Source organism: Micromonospora sp. NPDC047521, from assembly GCF_055587305.1.
Map to the genome: position 1 here is coordinate 500693 of NZ_JBVJGN010000002.1, position 25640 is coordinate 526332.

Genomic DNA, 25640 nt, shown 5'->3' on the forward strand with positions numbered 1-25640 from the left:
ATGGCCAACCAAGAGGGACACCGCCGATTCGGCAACATCCGCAAGCGCGAGTCTGGCCGCTACCAGGCTCGCTACCCCGGCCCGGACGGACGGATGCGCTCCGCTCCGCAGACGTTCGCCCGCAAGCCCGAGGCCGAGAAGTACCTGTCGCTGATCGAGGCCCAGATGATGCGGGGCGACTGGATCGACCCTGAACGCGGCAAGATCCGGCTACGCGACTACGCCGAGCGGTGGATCACCGAACGGCCGAACCTGCGGCCCCGGACCGTGCACCTGTACCGCTGGACGCTCGGCAGGCACATCACGCCGCACCTTGGCGACATGCCGCTCAACCGGATCGACACGCCCATGGTCCGCGAGTGGCGGGCACGGCTGCTGACCGAGGGCGTGTCGGTCACCATGGCCGCCAAGGCGTACCGGCTGCTGCGTGCGGTCCTGATGACCGCAGCCAAGGAGGACGAACTGATCAGGATCAACCCGTGTCGCGTCGTCGGTGCCGACCAGGAGAAGCCCGCAGAGCGGCCGGTGCTCACCGTTCCGCAGATCTTCGCGCTGGCCGAGCGGATGCCGGGGCGCTTCCGGGCGCTGATCCTGGTCACGACGTTCGGATGCCTGCGGTGGGGCGAGGCGGTCGCCCTGCAACGGTGCGACGTCGACCTGTCGGCCGGCACGGTGCGGGTGCGACAGGCGTTCGTCGAGCACCGGGGAACAGGTTTGATCCTCGGCCCGCCAAAGTCGCGGGCCGGCGCGCGGACCGTAGCCCTGCCCAAGGCGGCACTACCTGTGCTGAAACAGCACATGAGTAGCCACGTCGGCGAGGCACCCGAGGCGTTCGTGTTCACCGGAGAGAGCGGCCGGAACCTCTGGCGCGGCAACTTCAACAAGCTGGTCAAGTGGCCCGAGGCCGTAGCGGCGATCGGCGCGGCCGGGCTGCACTTCCACGACCTGAGGCACACCGGCAACACCCTCGCGTCGCGGGCACCGGGCGCGAGCCTGCGCGACATCATGGCGCGGATGGGGCACGACAGCCCGCGTGCCGCGCTGATCTACCAGCACGCCAATCGGGCGGCCGACCAGGGCATCGCCGCCGCGATCGACAAGGCGGTCAAGGCGGCCCGGCGCAAGCCGAGCAAGCGCAAGGTCAAGCGGGTTGCCGAGGGCGACGGACCGGCCGCCGAGGCGAGCTAATGGCCCACTAATGGCCCATCCCTGTTTCAGCATGACCTAGAACCACGGAAGCCTTGGCGGGACATGTGTCCTGACCAGGGCTTCCGTGCGTGGAGCGGGTGACGGGAATCGAACCCGCACTGTCAGCTTGGGAAGCTGATGTTCTGCCATTGAACTACACCCGCGAGCGGCACCACTGTACCCGAGTGGTCGAGCCGGCGCACCCAGGTACCCCCGCGAGCCCGCCACCCCGCACGCCCAGGAAGAAGTTTCCGGACGGCAACATATGGTCGTTCTCAAATACGTCGATCAGTTGTAACGTCTGCCACACGTTGCCAGCCACGGCGTGACACACCCCCTGTCGCGCCGCCAGAAAGAGGTGGGCCCATGGGACCCCGTCCCAACCTGCTGACCCGGCGTGCCGCCGGTGTCGCGTCGACGACCTTCGCGCTGCTGCTCAGCACCGCCGCGGTGGGCGTCGTTCCGGCTGCTTCGGCCTTCTCCGCGGCGCCCGGCGGCGCCTGCGCCGAGCCGGCAGACAGCCACTCCAACGCCCGGATGAAGCCCGGTGCGGAGGCCAAGCACGACCCGAACGAGCTGACCGCGAAGCAGGTCCGCGAGCGGGACGCGGACCTCGCGGCGGCGCTGCGCGAGCGCGCCAGCTTCCGCACCGGCGCGGGCGAGACGGCGCTGGCCACGGTCACCATCCCGGTGGTCGTGCACGTGATCCAGGAGAACAGCACGCGGGCCGGCGGCAACATCCCCGACTCGATGATCACCTCGCAGATCACCGTGCTGAACCAGGCCTACGCCGGCTCGACCGGCGGAGCGGTCACCGCGTTCGCCTTCCGACTCGACAAGATCAACCGGGTGACGAACCCGTCGTGGTACCCGATCGTGCAGGGCTCGTCGGCGGAGCGGTCGATGAAGTCCTCACTGCGGGTGGGCGGCAAGAACACCCTCAACATCTACCTCGGTGAGCTGAGCAACGACCTGCTGGGCTGGGCGACCTTCCCGCAGCGCAACCTGAGCAGCATGGACGGCGTGGTCGCGCTGAACGAGTCGCTGCCGGGCGGCACCGCCACCAACTACAACCAGGGCGACACCGGCACCCACGAGGTCGGCCACTGGCTGAACCTCTACCACACCTTCCAGGGTGGCTGCGGCGGCTCGGGTGACGGCGTCAGCGACACCCCGGCCGAGGCGTCGCCGGCCTACCAGTGCCCGACCGGGCGCAACACCTGCTCGGCGACCGGGCTGGACCCGATCACCAACTTCATGGACTACACCTACGACTCGTGCATGTACCAGTTCACCCCGGGACAGGCGAGCCGCATGATCACCGCGTGGAACGCCTACCGCGCCGCGTAGCTTCTCCGCGTACACCCGGTGCCGGCTCCGTCACGACGGAGCCGGCACCGGCGTCTTTCTGGCCGTGGTCAGGCGGCCGTGCACTGCACGTCACGGCTGCGACGGGTCGGCCGCGCCGGCGGTACGGCGACAGGCGCGGCAGCCACCGGCGGAGCGTGCGGATCGAGCCAGACCTGCACGGCCGGCCGGCCCGGCGCGTAACCCGGAATGCCCGCGACGGGCTGCTCGCGGCGGGTCAACATCGCCACGTCGACGGTGAACTCGAACAGCCGCCAGTCGGCGTGCGGCTCGGCCCGGGCACCCTGGGCCAACCGGGCCAGCTGGGCGGGGTCGGTCACCGGTCGGGCGTGACCCGCCACGTACGCCTCGTCGTCGCTCTCCTCAGGCGGGAACGAGTGCAGCGCGTAACGGCCGTCCCGTTCGAGGTCACGGCGCTTCGGGGAGTCGATGACGAAGCAGAACAAGCCCTCGTCGGTGATGACCGGGGAAACCGGATGGACCCGGGGCCCGCCGTCGGCGCGGACCGTGGCCAGGTAGCCGAAGCCCGGCCCGTACTGCTGGAGGAGAACGCGGATCCCGTCGGCGAGTCGGGGCTCGTCGGCGGCGAATTCGGACCAGGAAGCCATGTGGGCATTCTATCGAACAAATGTACGACCAGCGACCTCGACGCGCTGGTCACCGGCACCGAATCCCAGCCGGGCCTGGCAGCACTGGCGCACCTGGCCGACCCGCTGAGGCAAGAACGACGAGGGCCCGCCGCGAACGGATCGCGACGGGCCCTTCGGTCACCTCTGATCAGCCGGGGCGGCCGTAGCTGTGGATCGGGCCGTCGTCGACCTTCTTCATCTTGACCGGCTGACCGGCCTGGGAGGCGTGCACCACCCAGCCGTTGCCGACGTACATGCCGACGTGGTGGATGTCGCTGTAGTAGAACACCAGGTCACCGGGGCGCAGGTCGGCCCGGCTGACGTTCTTCGTGACCCGGCTCTGCGCGGCGGCGTTGTGCGGCAGGCTCACGCCGGCCTTCGCCCACGCGGCGAGCATCAGCCCGGAGCAGTCGTACGAGTTCGGGCCCTCGGCCCCCCACACGTAGGGCTTGCCGATCTGCGCGCAGGCGAACTTCACCGCCGTGCCGGCAGCACCGCCGGGGTAGCTCGCCGGGCAGGGCGCGGGGCGCAGCGGGCCGCCGCCCCCGTTGCCGTACACCTTGAGGCGCAGCTTCTGTAGGCGGTCGATCTCCTCGTTGATCTGCTTCTTCTTCGCCGCCAGCTGGGCCTCGGTGCGGGTCAGCTGGGACACCATCTCGTCGAGCGGAGCCTTCTTCGCGGCCAACTCGTCGCGCAGGTCGGCCACCTCGCGGACGTCCTGCTGCTGGTTGTGCGCGAAACGGTCGAGCATTTCGAGCTGCCCGACGACCTCGCTCGGCGACCGGCTGCCCAGCACGGCGTTGACGGTGGAGACGTTCTCGCCCTTGTACGCGCGCACGGCCAGGGCGCTGACCTTGTCCATCGCGGCGTCGACCTGACGCTCCAGCGGGGCGATCTGGGCGGCCAACGCGTCGGCCTGCCTGCGCTTGGCGGCGAGGTCGATCCGGGTGGCGTTGTGCCGTTCGATGATCGGTTCGAGTTTGTTCCAGTCGGCGTCGATCTGGCGTTCGATCTCGGCGACCGACGGGTCGGCGTGGGCCGCGGTGGCGCTGCCGGTCAGGACGACGGCGACGCCGGCCAGTGCGGCGAGAGCGGTGGTGAAGCGGGACCAGCGTGGGCGCGGCACGATCGACGTCGGGCCGGCTGGCGCCGACCGCTCGGACGACGGCCGCGGGGCATGGAGTGCCACCGGGGTTCCGTTCTCCTTCTTCCTGACCGCCTACCGGGTTAGCTGACGGGTTCGGGCGGGAAGTTGGCGCCCTACCGCAGTGGCTGCGGATTCACCCCGGGGGGACGTGGGTCCCCGGTTCGCTCGGAAGCGACTCGGCGGTGTCGGTCCGTTACCGCCCGGGCTGGGCGGACCTGCTGTCGGGCCGACAAATGACCAGAGTAGAGACGCCCGTTACCGATCCGCAACCCGTGCGGCCGTGACACTCCGTACCGATTGGAGAGAGTCACGGGGCGTACGCGAAGATTTCTTTCCGAAGACTTCGACAGATGGAAAGGTATTGACGCAGGCTCCCGGGCGGCGCGAAGGTGACCTCACCTTCATCCGCGCAAATCTGGGGGGTTCGATGCACCGTCCAACCCTGTCCGCCGGCCGGCTCGCCCTGCTCGCCGCCGCCGTGGTCGCCGCCTCGACCGCGATACCGCCACCCGCCGGCGCCGCAGCGGCGCCCGCCCCCGACCGCCAGCAGCAGTACGCCGCCGCGGCGACCGAGTACGGCGTGCCGACCACCGTGCTGCTCGGTGTCTCCTACCTGGAGTCCCGCTGGGACAGCAACGGCGGCACACCGAGCACCAGCGGCGGCTACGGCCCGATGCACCTGACCGACGCCCGCCACGTCGCCGCCCTGCCCGGACGCGGCCACCACGACACCGGCACCGAGGACCCGCGCGGCGACGACTCCCGGCCCGCGCTGGCACCCGCGACCCCACCCGCCGAGGACCCCGCGCCACCCCCGGCCGCGTTGCAGACCGTGGACGCCGCCGCCGCGCTGACCGGCGCCGCACCCGAGTCGCTGCGTACCGACCCGAACGCCAACATCCGTGGCGGGGCGGCGCTGCTCGCGTCGTACCAGCGGGAGTTGGGTGCCCCGGTCGGAGCCGGCACCGACCCGGCCACCTGGTACGGCGCGGTGGCCCGCTACGCCGGCGCGGACAGCGCCGACGCCGCGGCGGCCTTCGCCGACGAGGTCTTCACCACGATCAGCGCCGGCGAGTCCCGGGTGACCGACGACGGCCAGCGGATCACGCTGCCGGCCAGCGCGGTACGACCGGAGCGCTCCTGGCTGGACCGGCTGGGTCTGCGTCGCCTCGCCCGCCCGGACGGGCTGGAGTGCCCCCGCACCATCTCCTGCGAGTGGATCCCGGCGCCCTACCAGGCGTTCGGCGACGGCGACTACGGCAACCACGACCTCTCCGACCGGCCCGCCCGGCAGAAGATCGAGTACATCGTCATCCACGACACCGAGGCGAGCTGGGCGACCACGCTGAAGCTCGTCCAGGACCCGACGTACGTGAGCTGGCACTACTCGCTGCGATCGGTGGACGGGCACATCGCCCAGCACGTGAAGACCAAGGACGTCGGCTGGCACGCCGGCAACTGGTACGTCAACGCCAAGTCGATCGGGCTGGAGCACGAGGGCTTCGCCGCCCAGGGCACCTGGTACACCGAGGCGATGTACCGGACCTCGGCGAAGCTCGTCCGGCACCTCGCGCTGCGGCTCGGCATCCCGCTGGACCGCCAGCACATCATCGGCCACGACAACGTGCCCGGCACCGTCGCGTCGACAGTACGCGGAATGCACTGGGACCCGGGGCCGTACTGGGACTGGACGCACTACTTCGACCTGCTGCACGCTCCGCGACTGGACACCGGCACCCCGGCCACCGGCCTCGTCCGGATCGACCCGGACTACGCCACCAACCAGCCCGCGTTCATCGGATGCGTCACCCCCGGCGTGCCGTGCACACCGCGCGGCTCCTCGTCGGTGGTGCTGCGCGCCGCGCCGTCCGCGGACGCGCCGCTGGTGAACGACATCGCGCTGCGCCCCGACGGCACCCCGAACACCATGGAGGTGTCCGACCACGGCGCCCGGGCCTCCGCCGGCCAGACGTACGCCCTCGCCGGCCGGCAGGGTGACTGGACGGCCATCTGGTACCTCGGACAGAAGGCCTGGTTCCACAACCCGGCGTCCGCCCCCACCGCGAGCTGGACGGTCGGCGTGGTTGCCGTCCCGAAGCCCGGCCGGGCCACCATCCCGGTGTACGGGCGGGCGTACCCGGAGGAGGCCGCCTACCCCGAGGGCGTGCCCTACCAGACCATCTCCCCGTTGCAGTACACCCTGGCCGCCGGTCAGCGGTACTCCGTCGGCGCGGTGCTGGCCGGCGAGTACTACCGGGCCAGCACGTTCGACGGCTCATCGCCCGGCGACTGGACCGTGATCCGCGGCAAGAACCGGTACGCGCAGATCCAGTTCGGCCACCGCATCATGTACGTCAACCTGGCCGACGTGCAGTTGCTGCCGTCCCCGGTGGGCGCGCCCCGCTGACCGGCAACTCCTGAGAAACCACGACGGCCCCCAGTCGGTGACCGGGGGCCGTCGTCGTGCCTGGGCGGATCAGTTTTATTTCTTGGGCGGCCTACGGAACCCGGCGACAGGCATGTTGTTGATGCTCGCCACCTGCACCGGCTTACCGGCGCGTGGCGCGTGCACCATCAGGTCGTTGCCGAGGTACAGGCCGACGTGGTGCAGGTCGCTGAAGAAGAAGACCAGATCACCGGGACGAGCATCGGCCCGGGAGACGACCTCGCCCTCTTTCCACTGGGCACCGGTGTGGTGGGTGAGGTAGATCCCGGCCGACTTGTACGCGTACTGGGTCAGCCCCGAGCAGTCGAACGAGTTCGGGCCGGTGGCACCCCAGACGTAGGGATCGCCGACCTGCTGGCAGGCGGTCTTGATCGCCTTCTGCGCGGCGGTGTTGGCCACACCGTTGATGGTCGGGCAGCCGGCCGTCTTGATCGTGGTCTTCGGCAGGGACGCCTCGAGCTTCTTGATCTCGGCGTCGATCTGCTTCTTCTTGGCGGCCAGCTCGTTCTGCTGCTCGGTCTGGGTGGCGATCAACGTGTCGAGCTTCTGCTTCTCGCCGTCGTACTTGGCCCGCACGGCAAGCACGCCCTCGACCTGCTTGCGCTCCTGCGCGGCGAGCCGGTCGAGAACGGTGAGCTGCTCGGTGAGCGTGTCCGGCTTGGCGGCGACCAGCAGGGCGCCGATGTCGTGCGACGGGCCGGAGATGTAGTAGCGGGAGGCGAGGTCACCGACCCGGTTCAGGGCCAGCTCGCTCTGCAGCGCCAACGGCTCGATCTTTTTCTGGAGGTCCGCCGACTTCTGCCGGTTGACCTTCAGCTGCGAGCGCACCTTGTTGTACTGCTCGATCGTGGGCTCCAACTGCTCCCACTTCTTGTCGATCTGGGCCTCGATCTCGTCGACCGTGGGCTCGGCCTGTGCCGGCGCGGCGAGCACACCGGCACCGACGGCCGCCGCGGCGACCAGGACGAGCAGACGGTGGGCGACCCGGCGCAACCTGCCCGGCCGCGCGGACAGTCCCGGGGCGTGACGATGAGGGGGCATGGTTGCCACCGGCATCGACTCCTTTGCAACCGACCGCCGGGCGCCTCGCGTGAGGGAAGGGCCGAGGCAGACGACCCACAGCGGTCGGTGCCCCACATTAGGGAAGCGCCGGACCGGAATCAAGGCGAACCCGGTCACGGTTACTGTCACGCAACCGCTTGCACACCAAGGGTATTGGTCGATCAGCCAACGATTGCGGTCAATACGTCATCGAGTGTCACCACACCGAGCGGACGCCGGCCGTCGCTGACCAGCACCATGTGCCGCCGTTCGCGGCGCATCGCGAGCAGCAGGTCCGCCAACGTACGCTCCGGCGGGACCACCGCCAGCGGCCGGTACACCTGCGCCGGCACCGGTGCCCGACGACTCTGCCCGGCATAGCCGAGCACGTCCTTGACGTGCACGAAACCGAGCACCCGCCGGGTCGACCGCTGCACCACTGGAAAACGGGACCTACCGGTCCGGGTCGCCAGCACCTCGAGCGACGCCGGCGAGACGTCCTCGGCCACCGTCACCACAGTCGACCACTGCTGCAACGCGTCCGCCGCGGTCCGCGCGTGCAGCGCCAGCGCCCCCGTGATCCGGGCGTGCTGCTCGGCGTCCAACAGCCCCTCGGTACGCGCCTGGGAGACCAGACCTGCCAACTCCTCGGCGGTGAACACCGTCTTCACCGCCTCGGACGCCTCGATCCGCCAGAACGCGAGCACCCGGCGGGCCGCCCACTTCATCGCCAGCAGCAGCGGCTTGGTGGCCACACAGAACGCCAACATCGCCGGGCCGAGCCACAGCGCGGAGACCTCCGGACCGGCAAGCGTGATGTTCTTCGGCACCATCTCGCCGACGACCGTGTGCAGGAAGACCACCACGCCGAGCGCCAGCACGAAGGCCACCGGGTGCACCGCCCGCTCCGGCAGGCCCGCCGCGTGGAACGGCGGCTCCAGCAGATGCGCGAGCGCCGGCTCGGCGATCGCGCCCAGCCCCAGCGAACAGACAGTGATGCCGAGCTGGGCGCCGGCGATCATCAGCGGAATCTGGTTCATCGCCGACAGCGCCCACCGGGCCCGCTTCGAACCGGCGGCCAACGGCTCGATCACGGTACGCCGGGACGCGATGAGCGCGAACTCGCTGCCGACGAAGAACCCGTTGCCGAGCAGCAGCAGCACCGTCACCAGCAGCTCAGTCATCGTCGTCCGGATCCGCCGGGCGCAGCACCCGGACCTGCTCGATCCGGTGCCGCTCCACCTCCACCACTGTGAACTCCCAACCCTGCTCCTCGACCGTCTCGCCGGCCAGCGGGATGTGCCCGAGCCGCGCCATGAGATACCCGGCCAGCGTCTCGTACGGGCCGTCGGGCAGTCGGAACCCGGTCTGCTCGGCCACCTCGTCGGACCGCAGCACCCCGTCCACCAGCACTGTGCGTTCCCCACCGGGCACGGTCAGCCCGACCGGGTCGACGTCGTCCACCGTGGCCGGATCGAACTCGTCGGCGATCTCCCCGACCAGCTCCTCGACCAGGTCCTCGACTGTCACCACGCCGTCCGTGCCGCCGTACTCGTCGACCACGATCGCCAGGTCGGCCCCTGCCGACTTCAACGCGGCCAGTACGCCGTCCAGGTTGAGGCTCTCCGGCACGTACACCGGCTCGCGGGCCACCGAGCCGACAACTGTCGACGCCCGCGCGGCCAGCGGCACGCCCAGCGCGTCCGGCACGCCGGCCACCCCGGTGACCAGGTCCAGGGTCTCCTCGTACACCGGGAAGCGCGTCCGTCCCGTCCGTCGGGACTCCTCCAGCAGCTCGGCCACGGTGGCGGTGGCCCGCAGCGCCACCACGTCCACGCGGGGCGTCATCGCCTCGGCCGCCCGCTTGTCACCGAACCGGATCGTGCGACGCAGCAGCATCGCCGTGTCGGTGGGCAGCGCGCCGGCCCGGGCGGAGATGGCCGCCAGGAGGCCCAGTTCCTCCGGTGAGCGGGCGCTCGCCAACTCCTCCTGCGGTTCCACCCCGAGCGCCCGCACCAGCCGGTTCGCCGAGCCGTTCAACCCCCGGATCAGCCAGCCGAACGCGCGGGAGAAGGCGTGCATCGGGCCGGCGGTGGCAAGCGCGGCGGGCATCGGCCGGGCCAGCGCGGCGTTCTTCGGCACCAGCTCACCGAAGAGCATGGAGAGCAGGGTGGCCAGCGCCAGCGCCAGTAACGGCGTGAACCGCTCGGCGTCGTCCCCCGCGACCGGACGCAGCACCGGGGTGAAGATGCGCGCCAGGGCCGGCTCGGCCAGGTAGCCGGTGAGCAGCGCCGTGATGGTGATGCCGAGCTGCGCCCCGGAGAGCTGGAAGGACAGCTCACGCAGTGCGGCGCGTACCGTCAGGGCGGCCTGGTCGCCGGCGGCGGCCCGCCTGTCGATCTCCGCGCGGTCGACCGTGACCAGGGCGAACTCGGCCGCGACGAAGAACGCGTTGCCCGCGGTCAGCGCGACGAAGCCGACCAGGGGCAACAGCGTCGTCCAGAGTAGGCCGTCGATGTCGCCTCACCTCGGCGAGATTCTTGCACGACGACGGCGGCCCACAGGGGGCCGCCGTCGTCGATGTTCAGATCCCAGGTGTACGCGGCATCAGCCGGCGACCGGCGCGGTCTCCTTGCCGCCCTGCGGCTGCTCCGGCTTGACCGAGCGGAGCAGCACGGTGGCCACGTCGATCACCTCGACCTGCTCACCGGCGCCCTTGCCGTTGACGCCGTCGCTGAGCATCGTCGAGCAGAACGGGCAGCCGACCGCCACCGTCTTCGCGCCGGTGGCCATGGCCTCCTCGACGCGGTCCACGTTGATCCGCTTACCGATCTTCTCTTCCATCCACATCCGGGCGCCTCCGGCGCCGCAGCAGAAGGAGCGCTCGCTGTTGCGGGGCATCTCGGCGATCTCGCCCTCGATGGCGTCGCCCAGCACCTCGCGGGGAGCGGCGAAGACCCGGTTGTGCCGACCCAGGTAGCAGGGGTCGTGGTAGGTGACCCCGCCGTCGACCGGCTGCACAGGCGTGAGCTTGCCGGTGGAGACCAGGTGGGCCAGCAGCTGGGTGTGGTGGACGACCTCGAACTCGCCGCCGAGCTGGCCGTACTCGTTGCCCAGGGTGTTGAAGCAGTGCGGGCAGGTCGCGACGATCTTGCGCTTGGCCTTCTCCCGGCCCTCGAACGCCTCGTTCAGTGTCTCGACGTTCTGCTGGGCGAGCATCTGGAAGACGAACTCGTTGCCGATCCGCCGCGCCGGGTCGCCGGAGCAGGTCTCACCCTCACCGAGGATCGCGAACTTCACGCCCGCCTCGTTGAGCAGCGTGGCCACCGCGCGGGTGGTCTTCTTGGCCCGGTCCTCGAACGCGCCGGCGCAGCCGACCCAGAACAGGTACTCGAAGTCGTCCACCTCGCCGACCCGGGGCACCTCGAAGTCCAGACCCTTGGTCCAGTCCTCGCGGGTGTTCTGCGGGGCACCCCACGGGTTGCCCTTGTTCTCCAGGTTGCGCAGCATCACGCCGGCCTCGGACGGGAAGCTCGACTCGATCAGCACCTGGTAGCGGCGCATGTCGACGATGTGGTCGACGTGCTCGATGTCCACCGGGCACTGCTCGACGCAGGCGCCGCAGGTCGTGCAGGACCAGAGCACGTCCGGGTCGATGACGCCACCGGACTCGGCGTCGCCGATCAACGGCTTGTCGCCCTCGGCGAGCGACAGGACGTCCAGGTGGGCGAGCTGCGCCTGGGTGGCCTTCTCCTCGCCGGTGAGGTCCTTGCCGCCGCCGGCCAGCAGGTACGGCGCCTTGGCGTACGCGTGGTCACGCAGGCTCAGCACGAGCAGCTTGGGCGACAGCGGCTTGCCGGTGTTCCAGGCCGGGCACTGCGACTGGCAGCGACCGCACTCGGTGCAGGTGCTGAAGTCCAGCAGGCCCTTCCAGCTGAACTGCTCGACGTGGGCGACGCCGAACTGGTCCTTCTCCGGGTCCGCCTCCTCGAAGTCGAGCGGCTTGCCCTGGCTCGTCATCGGGCGCAGCGCGCCGAGGCCGGAGCCGGCCGGCTTGGCCGGCTCACGCTTGAAGAAGATGTTGGGGAACGCCAGGAACCGGTGCCAGGCGACGCCCATCGTGACGTTCAGGGAGATGACGATCAGCCAGGTCATCGAAATGATGATCTTGATGGCGGCGGCGACGCTCACCCCGTCCGCCCAGTCGGGCAGGACCGCACCGAAGGCGTGGCTCACCGGGGTGGCCCAGAACGGGAACTCGAAGTGGTCGGTGGCGACCTTGAAGCCCCTGATCACGAACCCGAAGATCAGGACCAGGAGCACGATCCACTCGACGAAGTAGCCCTGCCACATGGTCGAGCCGGTGAACCGGGAGCGCCCGCCCGGCCGGTTCGGCCGGTTACGCAACCGGATCGCCATCAGCACCAGGATGCCGACCAGGCCCAGCACACCGATGATCTCGGTGATCAGACCGAAGATCGTCCAGTGGCCGATGACCGGCAGCCCGCCGTTGGTGGTGCCCACCTCGAAGTACGCCTCGAGCACCAGCAGCGACAGCACGATGAACCCGACCATCACGAACCAGTGCGCCGCCCCCACCACGCTCCACTTGAGCATCCGGGTGTGGCCGGCGGTCTCCACAAGCATGGTCTTCGTCCGGGCACCCTTGTCGGCGAACCGCTCCGGCGCGGGCTGGCCGAGCCGGATGACGGCCGTCATCTTCAGGACCGCACGCACCGCCAGCCACACCGCCACGGCGGTGATGCCGGCCGCGAGGATCGTGGTGACGATCTGGACGCTGCCCATCGAGTTGGCCTCCCGGTCTGCTGCCTGTCGAGCGGCTCGGCGACCGGGGGCCGGATCAGGGCGCAGACGGCGTCACGCCGTTACCGCACCCGCGACCGGACCGGTCGATGACCTCGCTCCGCTCGGTCATGCAGTGCAGCCTACGCGCAAGGTTACTTAGCAGTAACGTGAGTCATCTCGCACCGGCCACGCCGCCCTGCGGACACCATAGGGTGCCCCGCCCAGTCCTGCCGGGCAGGGGCACGTGAGGTGACGTGGATCCTCCGGCGTCTCGGCGCCGGAGCCGACTCAGCGCCAGCGGGAGAGCAGCACCAGCGAGGCGACCATCGCACCGAAGCCCACCGCGAGGTTCCAGTAACCCCACGACATGACCGGGTACTGCTGCTCGGAGAGGTAGTAGACGACAAGCCAGCCGATGCCGGCGACGATCAGGGCGACAGCGGTGACCGGCAACCACACCGGGCTAGGCTTGCGCGACGTCGCCGCCGTCGTCGGACGCACGTCCGTCGGCGGGGTGTACACCTTCTTCTTGCGGACCTGTGACTTGGGCACGACGCTCTCCAGAGGGGGTGACGACCTCGTCCGGCCTGACAACCGGGCGCGGGGGCGACGGTCCATGGCCAATAATGTTCGAGAGCTAGCGTAGTCCGGAACGCCCGCCCGGACCACGAATGGGGTCAGGCCGGTGCACGGAGTGACCGAAAAAGGCGGGACTGTTCGCATCACCGGCCGGGCCGGGGCGGACCGATCCCCGACAACCGGAAGGAACGCTCGGTGGAGTACACATCCGGCGCTGCCTCCTGGCAGAAGGTCCTCCGACGGGCCGGCGCCGGGCTGCTGCCCCGGCGGCCTCGCCAACGTCGTCCGGGCTGGTCGATCGGGGTGCCCCTGATCGCCGCCGCGGCCGGGCTGCTCTTCACCACCTCCGCCACCACCGCCGACGGCACCGCGCTGCGCGAGGATCGTCGGCCGCAGCTCAACCAGTTCATCGAGGACCGCCGCGAGCAGGTAGCGGGGAGCGAACGCCGGGCCGCCGAACTGCGCGGCGAGGTCGAACAACGGACCGACTCGCTCGCCGACTCGGACGGCCCGATCAAGGCCCAGCGGGACCGCGCCGCAGGCAGCCTCCAGGCCGCCGGCTTCACCGCGCTCGCCGGTCCCGGCGTGACTGTCGAGCTGAACGACGCGCCGCAGTCGGACCAGGTCCACCCGGACGCCAGCAACGACGACCTGGTGGTGCACCAGGGTGACGTCCAGGCGGTGGTCAACGCGCTGTGGGCCGGCGGGGCGGAGGCCATGTCAATCATGAACGTCCGCGTGCTCGCGACCAGCGCGGTACGCTGCGTCGGTAACACCCTGCTGCTCCACGGGCGGGTGTACTCCCCACCGTTCAAGATCGTAGCAATCGGCGATCCCGCTGCCCTTCAGCAGGCCCTCGCCGGTTCCGAGGGAGTCCGGTTGTTCAAGGACGCAGTCGACGACTACCAGCTCGGTTACAAGGAGGAGGCCGTCGCCAGGGTGACGGTGCCGGCGTTCGAGGACTCGACCGCCCTGCGTTCGGCTACGGTGCCCAGGTGAGCGGCGCGGACGGGCGACACCGGGACCAGGCGGACGACCCGACGGAGTTCCTGCCGAAGGTCGACCGACCCGAGCCGGCGTCCCGGCCCGGCCCGGCGAGCAACTGGCCCACCCCGGAGCTGCCGACCCGCCCCCGGGCCACGCGCCCACCGGCCAGCCCCGAGCCGCCGGCCGCGATGCCGCCGCCAGCCGCCGCGCCGGCCGCGATGCCGCCGCCGGCCGCGATGCCGCCGTCCGTTGGCGCGCCGCCGCCCTGGCCCGGTGCCGCGACACCCGGGCCGCACGCCGGACCTGGCCGTCCCCCCGCGACTCCCGGTCGACCGACCGCACCCAACCAGGGCCCGGCCCGCGCGAGCAGCCTCGGCGACCTGCCCACCCGCACCCCCGCACCGGGGTCGTCGAGCCGGCCACCGGCCACCGGAGGCACGCCAGGCCCGCCGCAGGCCACGCCGACCAGCCCGGGTACGCCCGCAGGGCTACCACCGCGGCCGTCCGCTCCCGCTCCCGGCCCCGCGATCCGACCGGCGGCCTCGGACACTCCGACCCCGGCGGGTGGTGACGCGCCCACCGCGTTCATCCCCAAGGTCGGCGCCGGTCCCGCACGGCCGAGCGCCTCCCCGACCTCACCAGCCGGCTCGATCCCCCCGGCCGGGCCTCAGCGCGCCGCCGACCCGTCCGCCACCGCGCTGATCCCCACCGTCTCCGGCGGCCCGTCGGTCCGCCCGCCGGCCATGGACTCGACGGCCCTGATGGGCGCCGTGCCCCGTACGCCGACGACCGACGACCCGACAGGCGCCAGCGACAGCCCCGCCGAGCCTCCCCGGCCCCGACGCGGTGAGCGGGTGGTCCAGCTCCGGCCGCACCAGATCGGTGAGGGCTACAAGAGCGTCTACTCGGAGCTCACCCGACCGTCGTTCGCCTCCCGGGTGCGTACCGGCATCCGGATCTCCGGCGAGGTCCTCATCACCTTCGGCCTCGTGGTGCTGCTCTTCGCCGGCTACGAGGTGTGGGGCAAGTCGGCAATCGTCGACGCCCACCAGAACGACCTCAGCAGCCAGCTCGCCGAGGCGTGGGCCCCCACCGACTCCCCGACCGTCGCGCCGTCGGCCGCCGCGCCCAGCGCCAAGCCGTCCCCGCCGGTGCGCGGCAAGCCGATCGCGGGCCTCTACATCCCCAAGCTCGACAAGAACTGGGTGGTAGTCGAGGGCGTCACCCAGGCCGACATCAGGTACGCCCCCGGTCACTACCCGACAAGCGCGATGCCCGGCCAGATCGGCAACTTCTCCGTGGCGGGTCACCGCAACCGGGCCACCTTCTGGCGGCTCGACGAGCTCGACGACGGCGACGCGATAGTCGTCGAGGGCAAGAACGACTGGTACGTCTACCGGGTGTCGCAGTCGCGGATCGTCAAGCCGACGCAGGTCGAGGTGGTGGCCCCGGTGCCCGGCGAGCCGGACAAGAAGCCGACCAGGCGGATGCTCACCCTCACCACCTGCAACCCCAAGTTCGACAACTACCAGCGGCTGATCGTCCACGCCGAGCTGGACCGGACCCAACCCAAGTCGGCGGGCCGCCCGGCCGAGCTGGGAGGCTGACCCATGTACGCGTTCATCTGGCGCAAGCTGCCCTTCGGCCTGCCCGGAAAGCTTGCCGGTTCGGTGCTGCTCGCCGCCGCCGCGGTGGCCCTGCTCTGGTACGTGGCCTTTCCGTGGGCCGAACCACTGCTGCCCTTCGACGACGTGCAGGTCACCCAGGATTCGGGGGTGCCCGGTGACCCGGGCGGCGGTGACGCCGTGACCGGGGAGACCCCGGCCGGCGACGAGCACGACCTGCCGTACGACACCGACCAGAACAACCCCGCGCCTCCCTCCCCGAGCAGGTGACCATGCGCGTCCTGGTGATCGACAACTACGACTCGTTCGTCTTCAACCTGGTGCAGTACCTCGGCCAGCTCGGCGTGGAGTGCGAGGTCCGCCGCAACGACGAGATCGACGTCGCCGAGGTGGGGCGGGTGGGCGCGGCGGGTGTCCTGCTCTCACCCGGGCCGGGCAGCCCCGACCGCGCCGGCATCTGCCTGGACGTCATCCGGGAGTACGCGGGCGAGCTGCCGATCTTCGGCGTGTGCCTCGGCCACCAGGCGATCGGTGAGGCGTTCGGCGCGACAGTCGACCGCGCCCCCGAGCTGCTGCACGGCAAGACCTCCGAGGTACGGCACCGCTCGGTCGGCGTCCTCGCCGGTCTGCCGGACCCGTTCACCGCCACCCGGTACCACTCACTCGCGGTGCTGCCCGAGACGCTCCCCGACGAGCTGGAGGTCACCGGCTGGACCGGCTCCGGCGTCGTGATGGCGATGCGGCACCGGACGCTCCCCATCGAGGGCGTGCAGTTCCACCCGGAGTCGGTGCTCACCGAGGGCGGGCACCTGATGCTCGCCAACTGGCTGGCCGACTGCGGCCACCCCGAGGCGCTGGAACGCGCCCCCTCGCTGGCCGCCGAGGTCGACGCCCGCCGCCGGGCCGCCTTCGCCGCCGCCTGAGGGTCAGCTTCCCCGCAGCGCGTCCCGGACCGCCGGATCGGCCGGCGAACGGACCGCCGGTGACCGGCCGCGGACCGCGTCCCACGCCGCCTTGCCGCTGGCGAAGTAGTCCCGGGCCGACTTCTCGACGAGCAGGGCCCGCCCGCAACCGGGGCAGCCGGCGGTAACCCCGTCGGCGTCGAGACCGAGATGCCGGCACAGTGTCACCGCCCGGGACAGGTGGTAGGACTGCGTGACGATAAGCGCCCGCTCGATGCCGTACACCTCGCGGGCCCTGGCGCAACTGTCGTAGGTGTCCAGGCCGAACGGGTCGGCCACCACCCGTTTCGGGTCGACACCCAGCTCGGCGAGGTACGACGTCATCACCGCCGTCTCGTCACCCGACGCGCCACCGCCGTCACCGGAGACGAGGACGACCTTAGCCCTCCCGCTGGTCACCAGGGCGGCGGCGGTGTCCAGCCGGCCGGCGAGCCGTTCGCCAGGCCGCTGCCGGTCGGCCGCCACCGCGGTGCCGAGCACGATCACCACGTCAGCCGTGGGCGCGTCGGCCGCCTCGTACACGTGGCCGCGCGCGGAGATCGTCGTCCACAGCCACGGCAGACTGACGAGCAGCAGCAGGACGGCGCCGAGGACGGCCAGGCGGCGCAGCCGCCGTGGCCACCGCTTCACCGGCCGGGCATCGTCACTCACACCGATGCCCGCACGCCGTGCCCGGAATCAATCCTGCGGAAGCCGGGACGGCGGGGGCGGGAACGGCAGACCGATGCCACCTCCGTTGCCCGGTGTGGTCGGCGTGGTCGTCGGCGTGCCCGAAGGCGTCACGGAGGGCGTCGGGTCGGTCTCCGGCTCGGGCTGACTGACCTTGATGGTCACCTTCGTACCCGTCGGCTTCTTGTCCTTGGCGTTCGGGCTCTGATCGGTGACCTTCCCCGCGTCGGCGGCAGGGACCTCCGGACCCTCCTGCGGAACGACAGTGAAGCCGGCGTTGCGGAGGACGCGGGTGGCTTCCTCCTGGCTGAGCCCGACGACGTCCGGCACCTCGCGGACCTTGCCGTTCGACACGGTGAGCGTCACCTTCGTGCCCTCGGGGACGCGCTGCCCCGACGGAGGGTCGACGCTGAGTACCTCGTCCTGGCTCGCCTCGCTGTTGATTGTCTTGACGTCGGCGACGAGATTCGCTTCCTCGAGACGGGCGATGGCGCTCTCCAGCTTGCTGCCCTTGAGGCCTACCGGGACGGTCACCTCGGGCGCGCCGCCACAGATCTGGATGGTGATCTGACGCGTCTCCTCCAGCCGCGCGCCCGGCTGCGGATTCTGCCGGACCACCGTGTCCTTCTGGCAGTTGCTCTCCATCACCGGCTCGCCCACCACCGCCTGGAAGCCGGCATTGCGGATCTCGGTGATCGCGGCTTCCTGACTCTTACCCGTGAGGGTGGGCACCGACTTCAGGTCCTTGCCCTGCTGGCTCCAGAGCAGGGCGGCGACCAGGGCGATCACCGCCAGCACGCCCACCGCGCTGAACATCGCGATCAGCCAGGACGACGCCTTGCGCTGCCGCGGATCGCCCACCCGGGCCGGGATCTGCCGGGTCTGCTGCCCAGCGGCGGCAGCCGGGTAGCCGCCCCCGCTACCGGCCGGGGCCATCGCCACCGTCTCCGCCTCGCGCATCACAGGCGTGGCCAGCACGGGCCGGCCGGCGGCGGCGCGGAGCAGGTCGGCGCGCATCTCACCGGCGCTCTGGTAGCGGTTCAGCGGGTTCTTCGACAGCGCCTTGAGCACGATCGCGTCGATGGCCGGGGTGACGTCCGGGTTGATGTCGCTAGGCGTCGGCGGGGTCTCCCGTACGTGCTGGTACGCGACGCTCACCGGGCTGTCGCCCACGAACGGCGGGTGCCCGCAGACCAGCTCGAAGAGCACGCAGCCGGCGGCGTACACGTCGGAGCGGGCGTCCACGGCCTCGCCGCGCGCCTGCTCCGGGGACAGGTACTGCGCCGTGCCGATCACCGCGCTGGTCTGCGTCATGGTGGTCGCGCCGCTGGCCAGAGCCCGCGCGATGCCGAAGTCCATCACCTTGACCTGGCCGGTCTGGGTGAGCATCACGTTGCCGGGCTTGATGTCCCGGTGGATGATGCCGTGCCGGTGGCTGAACTCCAGGGCCGCGCACATGTCGGCGCAGATCTCCAGAGCCCGGCGGGGCTGCAACCGACCCTCGGCGCCGAGCACCTCCTTGAGCGTCCGGCCGTTGACGAACTCCATGACGATGAACGGCAGCGTCTCGCCGGTCGGCGCGGTCTCCTCGCCGGTGTCGTAGACCGCCACGATCGCCGGGTGGTTGAGCGACGCCGCGTTCTGCGCCTCCCGCCGGAACCGCATCTGGAACGTCGCATCCCTGGCGAGGTCGGTGCGGAGCATCTTGATCGCGACGTCCCGACCGAGCCGGAGGTCGCGACCGCGGTGCACCTCGGCCATGCCGCCATAGCCGAGCAGCTCGCCGACCTGGTACCTGCCACCGAGCAGGCGGGCCTGCGCTGTCATCGCGTCTGTCGTCCTTCGCTCGTCGTCGTCCCGCCGTCGACCGGCTGGAGCCGTACCTCACGACGGTACGACGTCCGGGTCGGATCGTCGCGTCCGTCGAGCCGCAGCGCGCCGGACGTCGCCGCGTGCGGAGCCAGCGCACCGGTTTCGCCGGACTGCGACTGCTTCCGCAGGTTGTAGGAAATCACGCCCGAGCAGAGCAGGACCAGTACGGCGAGCAGGATGGCGAGAAGCACCATTCCGGGCCGGGACCTGTGGGGTTCGGGCGTGGATGGCGTCGGGCCGGCCTGCCGCACGTACGCCGGGGGGTGTTCCTGCCGGGTCTGTGCCGGCGGCACCGCCGCGGCGCCGCGCGGGTAGCCTGCCGCGCCGGCCGGGGGCCGGGCGTACGGGACGGCCGGCGCGACGGCGGTGGGGCGGGGCTGCTGGGGCGGGGCGACGGCGGTCGGTCGCTGCCCGGCGGGCGCCGGACGGTGCGGGGCGCGGTGGTGCTGCGACTGGGGCACCTGGGCCCGACCGGGTGCCGCCGGTGAGGCCGGCGCCCCGGAGACCGGGCCGGGGTGACCGCCGCCCCGGGCCTGCTGGGAAAGCGCGGCCTTGAGCTGACGGGCGACCTGCGCGAGAGCTGCCGCGCTGGGCCAGCGCGCGGCCGGGTCCTTGGCCAACGCCCGTTCCACAACGGCCCTGACCTGCGGCGGGATGTCCGCGGGCAGTGGGCGGGGCGTCTCCCGGACGTGCCGCATGGCGATGTCGAGCGGGTTGTCACCCTCGAACGGGCGCCGCCCGGCGAGGCACTGGTACGCGACCACGCCGAGCGCGTACACGTCGGACGCCGGGGTGGCGACGCCGCCCGTGGCCTGTTCGGGCGAGATGTACGAGGCGGTGCCCAGCACCGACCCGGCGGCGGTGAGCTGGCCGACCAGGTCGGAGCGGGCGATGCCGAAGTCGGTGAGCACGAGCGTGCCGTTCGGCCGGACCAGCAGGTTGCCCGGCTTCACGTCCCGGTGCACGATGCCCTTCTCGTGCGCGGCGTGCAGCGCGTCGGCGGCCTGCGCGACGAGGGCCATCGTCCGGGCCGGGGTGAGCCGGCCGACCCGGCTCAGCGTCGACGACAGGGCGTCGCCCTCGACGTACTCCATGACCAGGAAGGCGATCTGCTGGTCGTTGCCGAAGTCGTAGACGTCCACGACTCCTGGGTGGTTGATGGTGGCCATCGTCCGGGCCTCGCCGCGGAAGCGTTCGGCGAAGTCCGGATCGTCGAGCAGGGCGGGGAGCAGGCTCTTCACCGCCACCGTCCGCCCGAGGACCTGGTCGGTGCCGCGCCACACGTCGCCCATGCCGCCGCTGGCGATCCGCTCGTCGAGACGGTAGCGGTTGCCGAGCTGGACCCCGGGGCTGAGCATGTCAGCGGCCCCCGGGGTCGGCGATGGCCGCGCGCATGATCTGACCGGCGATCCGGGCCGCCTCGGCGCTGCCACCGCTGCCTGCCTGCTCCAGCACCACGCAGACCGCGGAGACGGGCTTGTCGTTCTTGTCCAGGGCGAAGCCGATGAACCAGCCGTGGTCGGGCCGGTCCGGGGCGGACTGCGCGGTGCCGGTCTTGCCACCGACCTTGTAGCCGCTGATCGCGGCCTTCTTACCTGTCCCGTTCTGGACCACGCTGACCATCATGTCCCGCAGGTCGCCTGCGACCTGCGGGGTGACCGGCTGGCGCAGCTCCCGCGCGTTGGCGGTGTAGTAGCTGGTGGTGCGGTCGGGAGCGAGCAGTTGCCGCACCAGGTACGGCCGCATCTGCTTGCCGTTGTTGGCGACCGAACCGGCGATCATGGCGCCCTCCAGCGGCGTCATCCGCACGTCCCGCTGACCGATCGAGGACTGGGCCAGCGCGGCCGGGTCGTCGCCGCCGTCGGTGTTCTGGATGGTGCCGGTCCGGCTGGCCGCCGTGGGCAGGCCACCCTCACCGAGCTGCCCGACAGTCAGGTCCTCCTGCTCGAAGCCGAACTGGCGGGCCTTCTCCTTGAGGGCGTTGGCACCGAGTCGCACACCGAGCTGGGCGAAGCCGGTGTTGCACGACTCGGTGACCGCCTCCATCAGGGTGACCTGCGACTCTGGGCAGATCGAGGGGGCGGCGTTACGGATCGGCTCGCCGGACGTGGGAGGGGTGTAGCTGGAGCCGGCCGGGATCGGGGTGTTCTTCGTGACGCCGTTCTCCAGCGCCGCCGCCGCCACCACGATCTTGAAGGTGGAGCCCGGCGGCAGCGTCTCGCCGAGCGCCCTGTTGTTCAGTGGACGTTCCGGGTCCTGTTCCAGCTTGTTGAACGCCGCCGCCGCCTCGTCCGTGTCGTGGCTGGCCAGCGGGTTCGGGTCGAAGCTCGGCATGGAGACGAGCGCCTGCACCGCCCCGGTACTCGGGTCGATGGCGATGGCCGCGCCCCGCTTCGCCCCGACCTGGTTGTTGCGCATCTGGTCGTACGCCACGTCCTGGGCCCGCTTGGAGAGCGTGAGCAGCACGTTGCCGCCACCGGTCTGGTCACCTGTGAACATGTCCTTGAACCGGTCACCGATGAGCTGGTCGCTGGTGCCGGCCAGGAAGTCGTTCTCCACCTGCTCGATGCCCCGGTCCGCCAGGTTGACCGGCTTGTAGCCGAGCACGTGGGCGTACTTGGCGCCACCCGGGTAGGTGCGCAGGAACTTCAGCTTGCCGGTGGTCTCCTTGCTGGTGGCCAGTGCCGTGCCGCCGGCCTCGATGTTGCCGCGCTTGATCTTGTAGTCGGCGACCTGGACCCGACCGTTGTAGTCGCTGGTGCGGTACTCGTCCGCCTTGTAGGCCTGGATCCAGTTGAGATTGGCGAAGAGCAGACCGAACAGGACAATGACGACGACGCCGACGCGGCGCAGGGGTGCGTTCACGGCTTGATCACCTCCGTGGGGGCACCGTGCAGTTGCTCCGGCGGACCACCGGCGGGCCGGGCGGCCTTGCCGCCACCACCGGTGACCGGCCGGCGGGCTCCGTCGGAGACCCGCAGCAGCACCGCGATGAGCAACCAGTTGGCCATCAGCGACGAGCCACCTGCGGACAGGAACGGGGTGGTCTGACCGGTCAGCGGAATGAGCTTGCTGATCCCGCCGACGATCACGAAGACCTGCAGGCCGAGGGTGAACGCCAGACCACCGGCGAGCAGCTTGCCGAACGAGTCCCGTACCGCGAGCGCGGCACGCAGCCCCCGCTCCACGATCAGCAGGTAGACCACCAGCAGCGCGGAGAGCCCGAAGAGGCCGATCTCCTCACCGATGCCGGCGAAGATGAAGTCGTTCTGCACCTCCGGCAGGATCTCCGGCTGGCCGCCGCCCGGCCCCGCGCCGAAGAGCCCACCCGTGCCCAGGGCGAGCAGCCCCTGCACGAGCTGGTAGCCCTTGTCGGTCGGGTCGGCGAACGGGTCCAGCCAGATCTCCGCCCGCAGGTAGAAGTTGGCGAACGGGCCGCCGACCGTCGAGCCGAGGACGTACGCCAGGTAGGCGCCGCCGAAGAACAGGACCAGACCGATGAGCAGCCAACTGACCCGTTCGGTGGCGATGTAGAGAGTCACCACGAACATGCCGAAGTAGAGAAGCGAGGTGCCCAGGTCCTTCTCGAAGACGAGCACCAGAAGGCTGATCAACCAGACCACGACCACCGGGCCGAGGTCGCGCCCGCGCGGGAAGTCGATGCCGAGCACACGCCGACTGGCAAGCGACAGCACCTCACGCTTGCGCACCAGGTAGTAGGCGAAGAAGACAAGAAGCGCCAACTTGGCGAACTCACCCGGCTGGATCGAGAAACCGCCCACCCGGATCCACAGCTTGGCGCCGTTGATCTCCGAGATGCTGGACGGCAGCACCGCCGGAAGCATCACCAGCACGATGCCGGCCAACCCCAGGGTGTACGCGTACCGGGACACCGAGCGGTGGTCTCTCATGATGGCGAGCAGGCCGGCGGCGAGGATCACCGAGGCGAGCGTCCACGCCAGCTGCCGCCCCCCGATGCCCGCGAACACCGCAAGGCTCTCCCGGTCGGCCACCGGCGCCTCGCCCAGGTCGATGCGGCGCAGAAAGCCCACCCCGAGGCCGTTGAGCAGGGCCACCGCCGGCAGCAGGGCCGGGTCGGCGAACGGGGCGAGGAACCGGATGACCAGGTGCAGGCCGAGGAAGACCGCGCCGAGTGCGGCGGCGGGCATCCAGAAGTCCGGGGTGACGGTGTCGAGCAGGTTCGCCTCGACCGTCGCCCCGTACGCGGCCACCAGCACCATGGCGAGCAGCAGCAGGGACAGCTCGGCGTTGCGTCGGGACCGGGCCAGGCGTACGCCGGACTGCCCGCCCGTGGTCGCGGGCGAGGGCGCCGGTGTGGCCGCTACGGTCACGGGTGGAATCCTCGGGATCTCAGTCGACGCTCACTCAGGAGACCGGCAACCGGCCGGATCGAGCGTCGGCGGTGTCGAGTCGGAGGGCGTGGCGTCGGGTGCGGTCGTCGGGCCGGTCACGCCGGCGGTGGCGGTGATCCCAGGGGTCGGGCCCGTGGTCACGGACCCGTTGGGAGTCGCCGGCGCGCTGGGGCTGCCGTTCGGTGGCGCGGGCGTCCCGTCCGGGGTCGGCGAGCCGGCCACCACCGTCGGGTCGGACGGGCAGAGCGGCTTCAGGTTGGGGTTGGTCGGGGTGTCGCTCGTCAGCTCGGCGAGCTGGCGCTCGGCGTCCGGCTCGTTCTTGGCCCGGATGCCCACCTTGACGGTGTCCTGCGCGGCGACGGTGAGGTCGTCAAGCCTGGTCCCGCTGGTGCGGTGCACGGTGGAGAGGTCCATGCCGGCGATCTGACCCTGGATGCCCCGGAAGACGGCGACCTGGCCCTCCTCGGTGGCGCCCACGTAGTACTGCCGCTGGGTGTACGTCCAGCCGCCGAAGGCCGCGCCACCGACGATCACCAGCAGGGCCAGCGCCATGGCGGCGGTCCGCACCGGCCGGCGCTTCGGCCGCTCCGGCTCGTCGTCCGACGCGTTCGGCTCCTCCGGCGCGGCCGGGCGTGGCGCGGAGAGCGCGGAGGCCCGGGCGGCCGGGGTGGAGTCGTCGGCGGAGGTGGCCATGCCCCGGTCCCGGGCGGCGGCGCCGCCGACGATCGGGGTCGCCTCGACGATGTCCTGGTCGGTGGCGTCGGCGATGATCACCGTGATGTTGTCCGGGCCGCCGCCGCGCAGCGCGAGCTGCACCAGTCGCTCGACGCACTGCTGCGGGTCGGTGTACTCCCGCATGGTCTCACCGATGGTCTCGGCGCTGACCACGCCAGACAGTCCGTCGCTGCAGATCAGGTACCTGTCGCCGGGCAGGACCTGACGCACCGAGTACTCCGGGTCGATGTCCCGGCCGTCCAGGGCACGGGTCAGCAGCGACCGTTGCGGGTGGCTGCTCGCCTCCTCGGCGCTGATCCGGCCCTCGTCGACGAGCATCTGGACGTACGTGTCGTCCTTGGTGATCTGCGCGAACTCACCGTTGCGCAGCAGGTAGGCCCGCGAATCGCCGATGTGGACCATCCCCAGCTTGCTGCCGGTGAAGAGGGTGGCAGTCAGCGTGGTGCCCATCCCCTCCAACTGCGGGTTGGCGTCCACCGTGTCGCGGAGTTGTTGGTTGGCGGTACCCACGGCCGAACGCAACGCGTCGACGAGAGCGTCCCCCGGGACGTCCTCGTCGAGCGGCGCCATGGCACCGATGACGATGTTGCTGGCGACGTCACCGGCGGCCATGCCGCCCATGCCGTCGGCAACGGCGAGTAGCCGCGGCCCGGCGTAGACGGAGTCTTGATTGCCGTCTCGGATCAGACCGCGGTCGCTGTGGGCCGCATAGCGCAGGGTCAGAGTCATGGCCGTAATTCGAGGGAAGTGCGGCCGATCCGGATCGGCACGCCGAGGGGGACGGGGGTTGGTCCGGTGACCTTAGCGCGATCGAGGTACGTGCCGTTAGTCGAGCCGAGGTCCTCGACGAACCACTGACCGTCGCGGGGCACGAGCCGGGCGTGCCGCGCGGAGGCGTAGTCGTCGGTGATGACCAGGGTGGAGTCCTCGGCCCGACCGATGGTGATCTGCGCTTCACCGAGAGTGATCCGGGTGCCGGCCAGTTGGCCGGCGGTCACCACCAGCTGGTGTGCCGCCCTGCCCCGTTTCACCTTCGCCGGCTTGGCCGCCTGCCCCGTCGAGGCGCCAACGGCTCGTGGCGCCGCCACCAGGCGACCGGACCGGGCCCCCGCGAACAGGTCCCGACGGATCACGCCCACCACCGTGAACACGAAGATCCACAGCAGGATCAGGAATCCGAACCGGGCAACGGTGATGACCAGTTCCGGCAAGG

At 71.0% G+C, this 25640-nt stretch carries 21 protein-coding genes, 1 tRNA gene and 1 riboswitch; of the genes, 7 read left to right on the forward strand and 15 right to left on the reverse strand.

Annotation, left to right across the window (positions count from 1 at the left end; translation table 11 throughout):
- The gene (locus ACZ6N8_RS06285; RefSeq protein WP_466007964.1) at positions 1-1188 is read left to right on the forward strand and encodes a tyrosine-type recombinase/integrase; all 1188 of its coding nucleotides are present in this window, start codon (positions 1-3) and stop codon (positions 1186-1188) included.
- Positions 1189-1278: 90 nt separating this feature from the next.
- On the opposite strand, the gene ACZ6N8_RS06290 is transcribed toward ACZ6N8_RS06285, so the two are convergent.
- Positions 1279-1352, reverse strand: a tRNA-Gly gene (locus ACZ6N8_RS06290).
- 202 nt (positions 1353-1554) lie between these two features.
- On the opposite strand from ACZ6N8_RS06290, the gene ACZ6N8_RS06295 reads away from it, so the two are divergent.
- Positions 1555-2538, forward strand: coding sequence for a zinc metalloprotease (locus tag ACZ6N8_RS06295; protein ID WP_466007966.1), 984 nt, complete (start codon positions 1555-1557; stop codon positions 2536-2538).
- A gap of 68 nt (positions 2539-2606) precedes the next feature.
- Here the strand turns inward: ACZ6N8_RS06295 and ACZ6N8_RS06300 are convergent, their stop codons facing one another.
- Together ACZ6N8_RS06300 and ACZ6N8_RS06305 are read right to left on the reverse strand one after the other, a co-directional pair.
- Positions 2607-3164 carry a pyridoxamine 5'-phosphate oxidase family protein gene (locus ACZ6N8_RS06300; RefSeq protein ID WP_364369955.1) on the reverse strand — a complete coding sequence of 186 codons (558 nt, stop codon included), beginning with the start codon at positions 3162-3164 and terminating at the stop codon, positions 2607-2609.
- A gap of 169 nt (positions 3165-3333) precedes the next feature.
- Positions 3334-4374 carry a C40 family peptidase gene (locus ACZ6N8_RS06305; protein ID WP_466007967.1) on the reverse strand — a complete coding sequence of 347 codons (1041 nt, stop codon included), beginning with the start codon at positions 4372-4374 and terminating at the stop codon, positions 3334-3336.
- Between the two features lie 13 nt (positions 4375-4387).
- Positions 4388-4524, reverse strand: a riboswitch (cyclic di-AMP (ydaO/yuaA leader).
- Positions 4525-4759: 235 nt separating this feature from the next.
- Between ACZ6N8_RS06305 and ACZ6N8_RS06310 the strand changes: the two genes are divergently transcribed.
- Positions 4760-6739, forward strand: a complete 1980-nt coding sequence (locus ACZ6N8_RS06310) for an N-acetylmuramoyl-L-alanine amidase (RefSeq protein WP_466007969.1) — start codon at positions 4760-4762, stop codon at positions 6737-6739.
- Between the two features lie 75 nt (positions 6740-6814).
- Here the strand turns inward: ACZ6N8_RS06310 and ACZ6N8_RS06315 are convergent, their stop codons facing one another.
- From ACZ6N8_RS06315 to ACZ6N8_RS06335, 5 genes are all read right to left on the reverse strand, one after another.
- The gene (locus ACZ6N8_RS06315; RefSeq protein ID WP_466007971.1) at positions 6815-7834 is read right to left on the reverse strand and encodes a C40 family peptidase; all 1020 of its coding nucleotides are present in this window, start codon (positions 7832-7834) and stop codon (positions 6815-6817) included.
- 167 nt (positions 7835-8001) lie between these two features.
- Positions 8002-9003, reverse strand: coding sequence for a hemolysin family protein (locus ACZ6N8_RS06320; RefSeq protein ID WP_466007973.1), 1002 nt, complete (start codon positions 9001-9003; stop codon positions 8002-8004).
- A complete protein-coding gene (locus ACZ6N8_RS06325; RefSeq protein WP_466007974.1) occupies positions 8996-10309 on the reverse strand; it encodes a hemolysin family protein in 1314 nt (437 codons plus the stop codon). Before ACZ6N8_RS06325 ends, ACZ6N8_RS06320 begins: the two co-directional genes overlap by 8 nt.
- 117 nt (positions 10310-10426) lie before the next feature.
- Entirely contained in the window at positions 10427-12625 is a 2199-nt protein-coding gene (locus ACZ6N8_RS06330; RefSeq protein ID WP_466007976.1) for a (Fe-S)-binding protein, read from the reverse strand.
- Positions 12626-12913: 288 nt separating this feature from the next.
- Positions 12914-13177 carry a cell division protein CrgA gene (locus tag ACZ6N8_RS06335; protein WP_357989847.1) on the reverse strand — a complete coding sequence of 88 codons (264 nt, stop codon included), beginning with the start codon at positions 13175-13177 and terminating at the stop codon, positions 12914-12916.
- 222 nt (positions 13178-13399) lie between these two features.
- On the opposite strand from ACZ6N8_RS06335, the gene ACZ6N8_RS06340 reads away from it, so the two are divergent.
- From ACZ6N8_RS06340 to ACZ6N8_RS06355, 4 genes are read left to right on the forward strand one after another with little or no spacing between them, the layout of a single operon-like run.
- Positions 13400-14203: a DUF881 domain-containing protein gene (locus ACZ6N8_RS06340; RefSeq protein WP_364369979.1), complete on the forward strand. Its 804-nt coding sequence runs from the start codon at positions 13400-13402 to the stop codon at positions 14201-14203.
- Positions 14200-15798, forward strand: a complete 1599-nt coding sequence (locus ACZ6N8_RS06345) for a class E sortase (protein WP_466007978.1) — start codon at positions 14200-14202, stop codon at positions 15796-15798. The genes ACZ6N8_RS06340 and ACZ6N8_RS06345 overlap by 4 nt, the downstream gene beginning before the upstream one ends.
- Positions 15799-15801: 3 nt before the next feature.
- On the forward strand, positions 15802-16086 hold the full coding sequence (locus ACZ6N8_RS06350; RefSeq protein ID WP_139586791.1) for a hypothetical protein: 285 nt from the start codon (positions 15802-15804) through the stop codon (positions 16084-16086).
- Positions 16087-16088: 2 nt separating this feature from the next.
- Positions 16089-16739, forward strand: coding sequence for an aminodeoxychorismate/anthranilate synthase component II (locus ACZ6N8_RS06355; protein WP_466007980.1), 651 nt, complete (start codon positions 16089-16091; stop codon positions 16737-16739).
- Positions 16740-16742: 3 nt separating this feature from the next.
- On the opposite strand, the gene ACZ6N8_RS06360 is transcribed toward ACZ6N8_RS06355, so the two are convergent.
- Genes ACZ6N8_RS06360 through ACZ6N8_RS06390 form a run of 7 tightly spaced genes read right to left on the reverse strand, consistent with a single transcriptional unit; the run spans position 16743 to position 25638 of the window.
- Positions 16743-17429 carry a SanA/YdcF family protein gene (locus ACZ6N8_RS06360; RefSeq protein ID WP_466007982.1) on the reverse strand — a complete coding sequence of 229 codons (687 nt, stop codon included), beginning with the start codon at positions 17427-17429 and terminating at the stop codon, positions 16743-16745.
- 27 nt (positions 17430-17456) lie between these two features.
- On the reverse strand, positions 17457-19274 hold the full coding sequence (gene pknB / locus ACZ6N8_RS06365) for a Stk1 family PASTA domain-containing Ser/Thr kinase (RefSeq protein WP_466007984.1): 1818 nt from the start codon (positions 19272-19274) through the stop codon (positions 17457-17459).
- A complete protein-coding gene (locus tag ACZ6N8_RS06370) occupies positions 19271-20677 on the reverse strand; it encodes a serine/threonine-protein kinase (RefSeq protein WP_466007986.1) in 1407 nt (468 codons plus the stop codon). The genes pknB and ACZ6N8_RS06370 overlap by 4 nt, the downstream gene beginning before the upstream one ends.
- 1 nt (position 20678) lies before the next feature.
- A complete protein-coding gene (locus ACZ6N8_RS06375) occupies positions 20679-22184 on the reverse strand; it encodes a peptidoglycan D,D-transpeptidase FtsI family protein (RefSeq protein WP_466007988.1) in 1506 nt (501 codons plus the stop codon).
- Positions 22181-23671, reverse strand: a complete 1491-nt coding sequence (locus ACZ6N8_RS06380) for an FtsW/RodA/SpoVE family cell cycle protein (RefSeq protein ID WP_466007990.1) — start codon at positions 23669-23671, stop codon at positions 22181-22183. The genes ACZ6N8_RS06375 and ACZ6N8_RS06380 overlap by 4 nt, the downstream gene beginning before the upstream one ends.
- 30 nt (positions 23672-23701) lie before the next feature.
- Positions 23702-25156, reverse strand: coding sequence for a PP2C family protein-serine/threonine phosphatase (locus tag ACZ6N8_RS06385; RefSeq protein ID WP_466007991.1), 1455 nt, complete (start codon positions 25154-25156; stop codon positions 23702-23704).
- On the reverse strand, positions 25153-25638 hold the full coding sequence (locus ACZ6N8_RS06390; RefSeq protein WP_074315675.1) for an FHA domain-containing protein FhaB/FipA: 486 nt from the start codon (positions 25636-25638) through the stop codon (positions 25153-25155). Before ACZ6N8_RS06390 ends, ACZ6N8_RS06385 begins: the two co-directional genes overlap by 4 nt.
- Positions 25639-25640 lie beyond the last annotated feature (2 nt).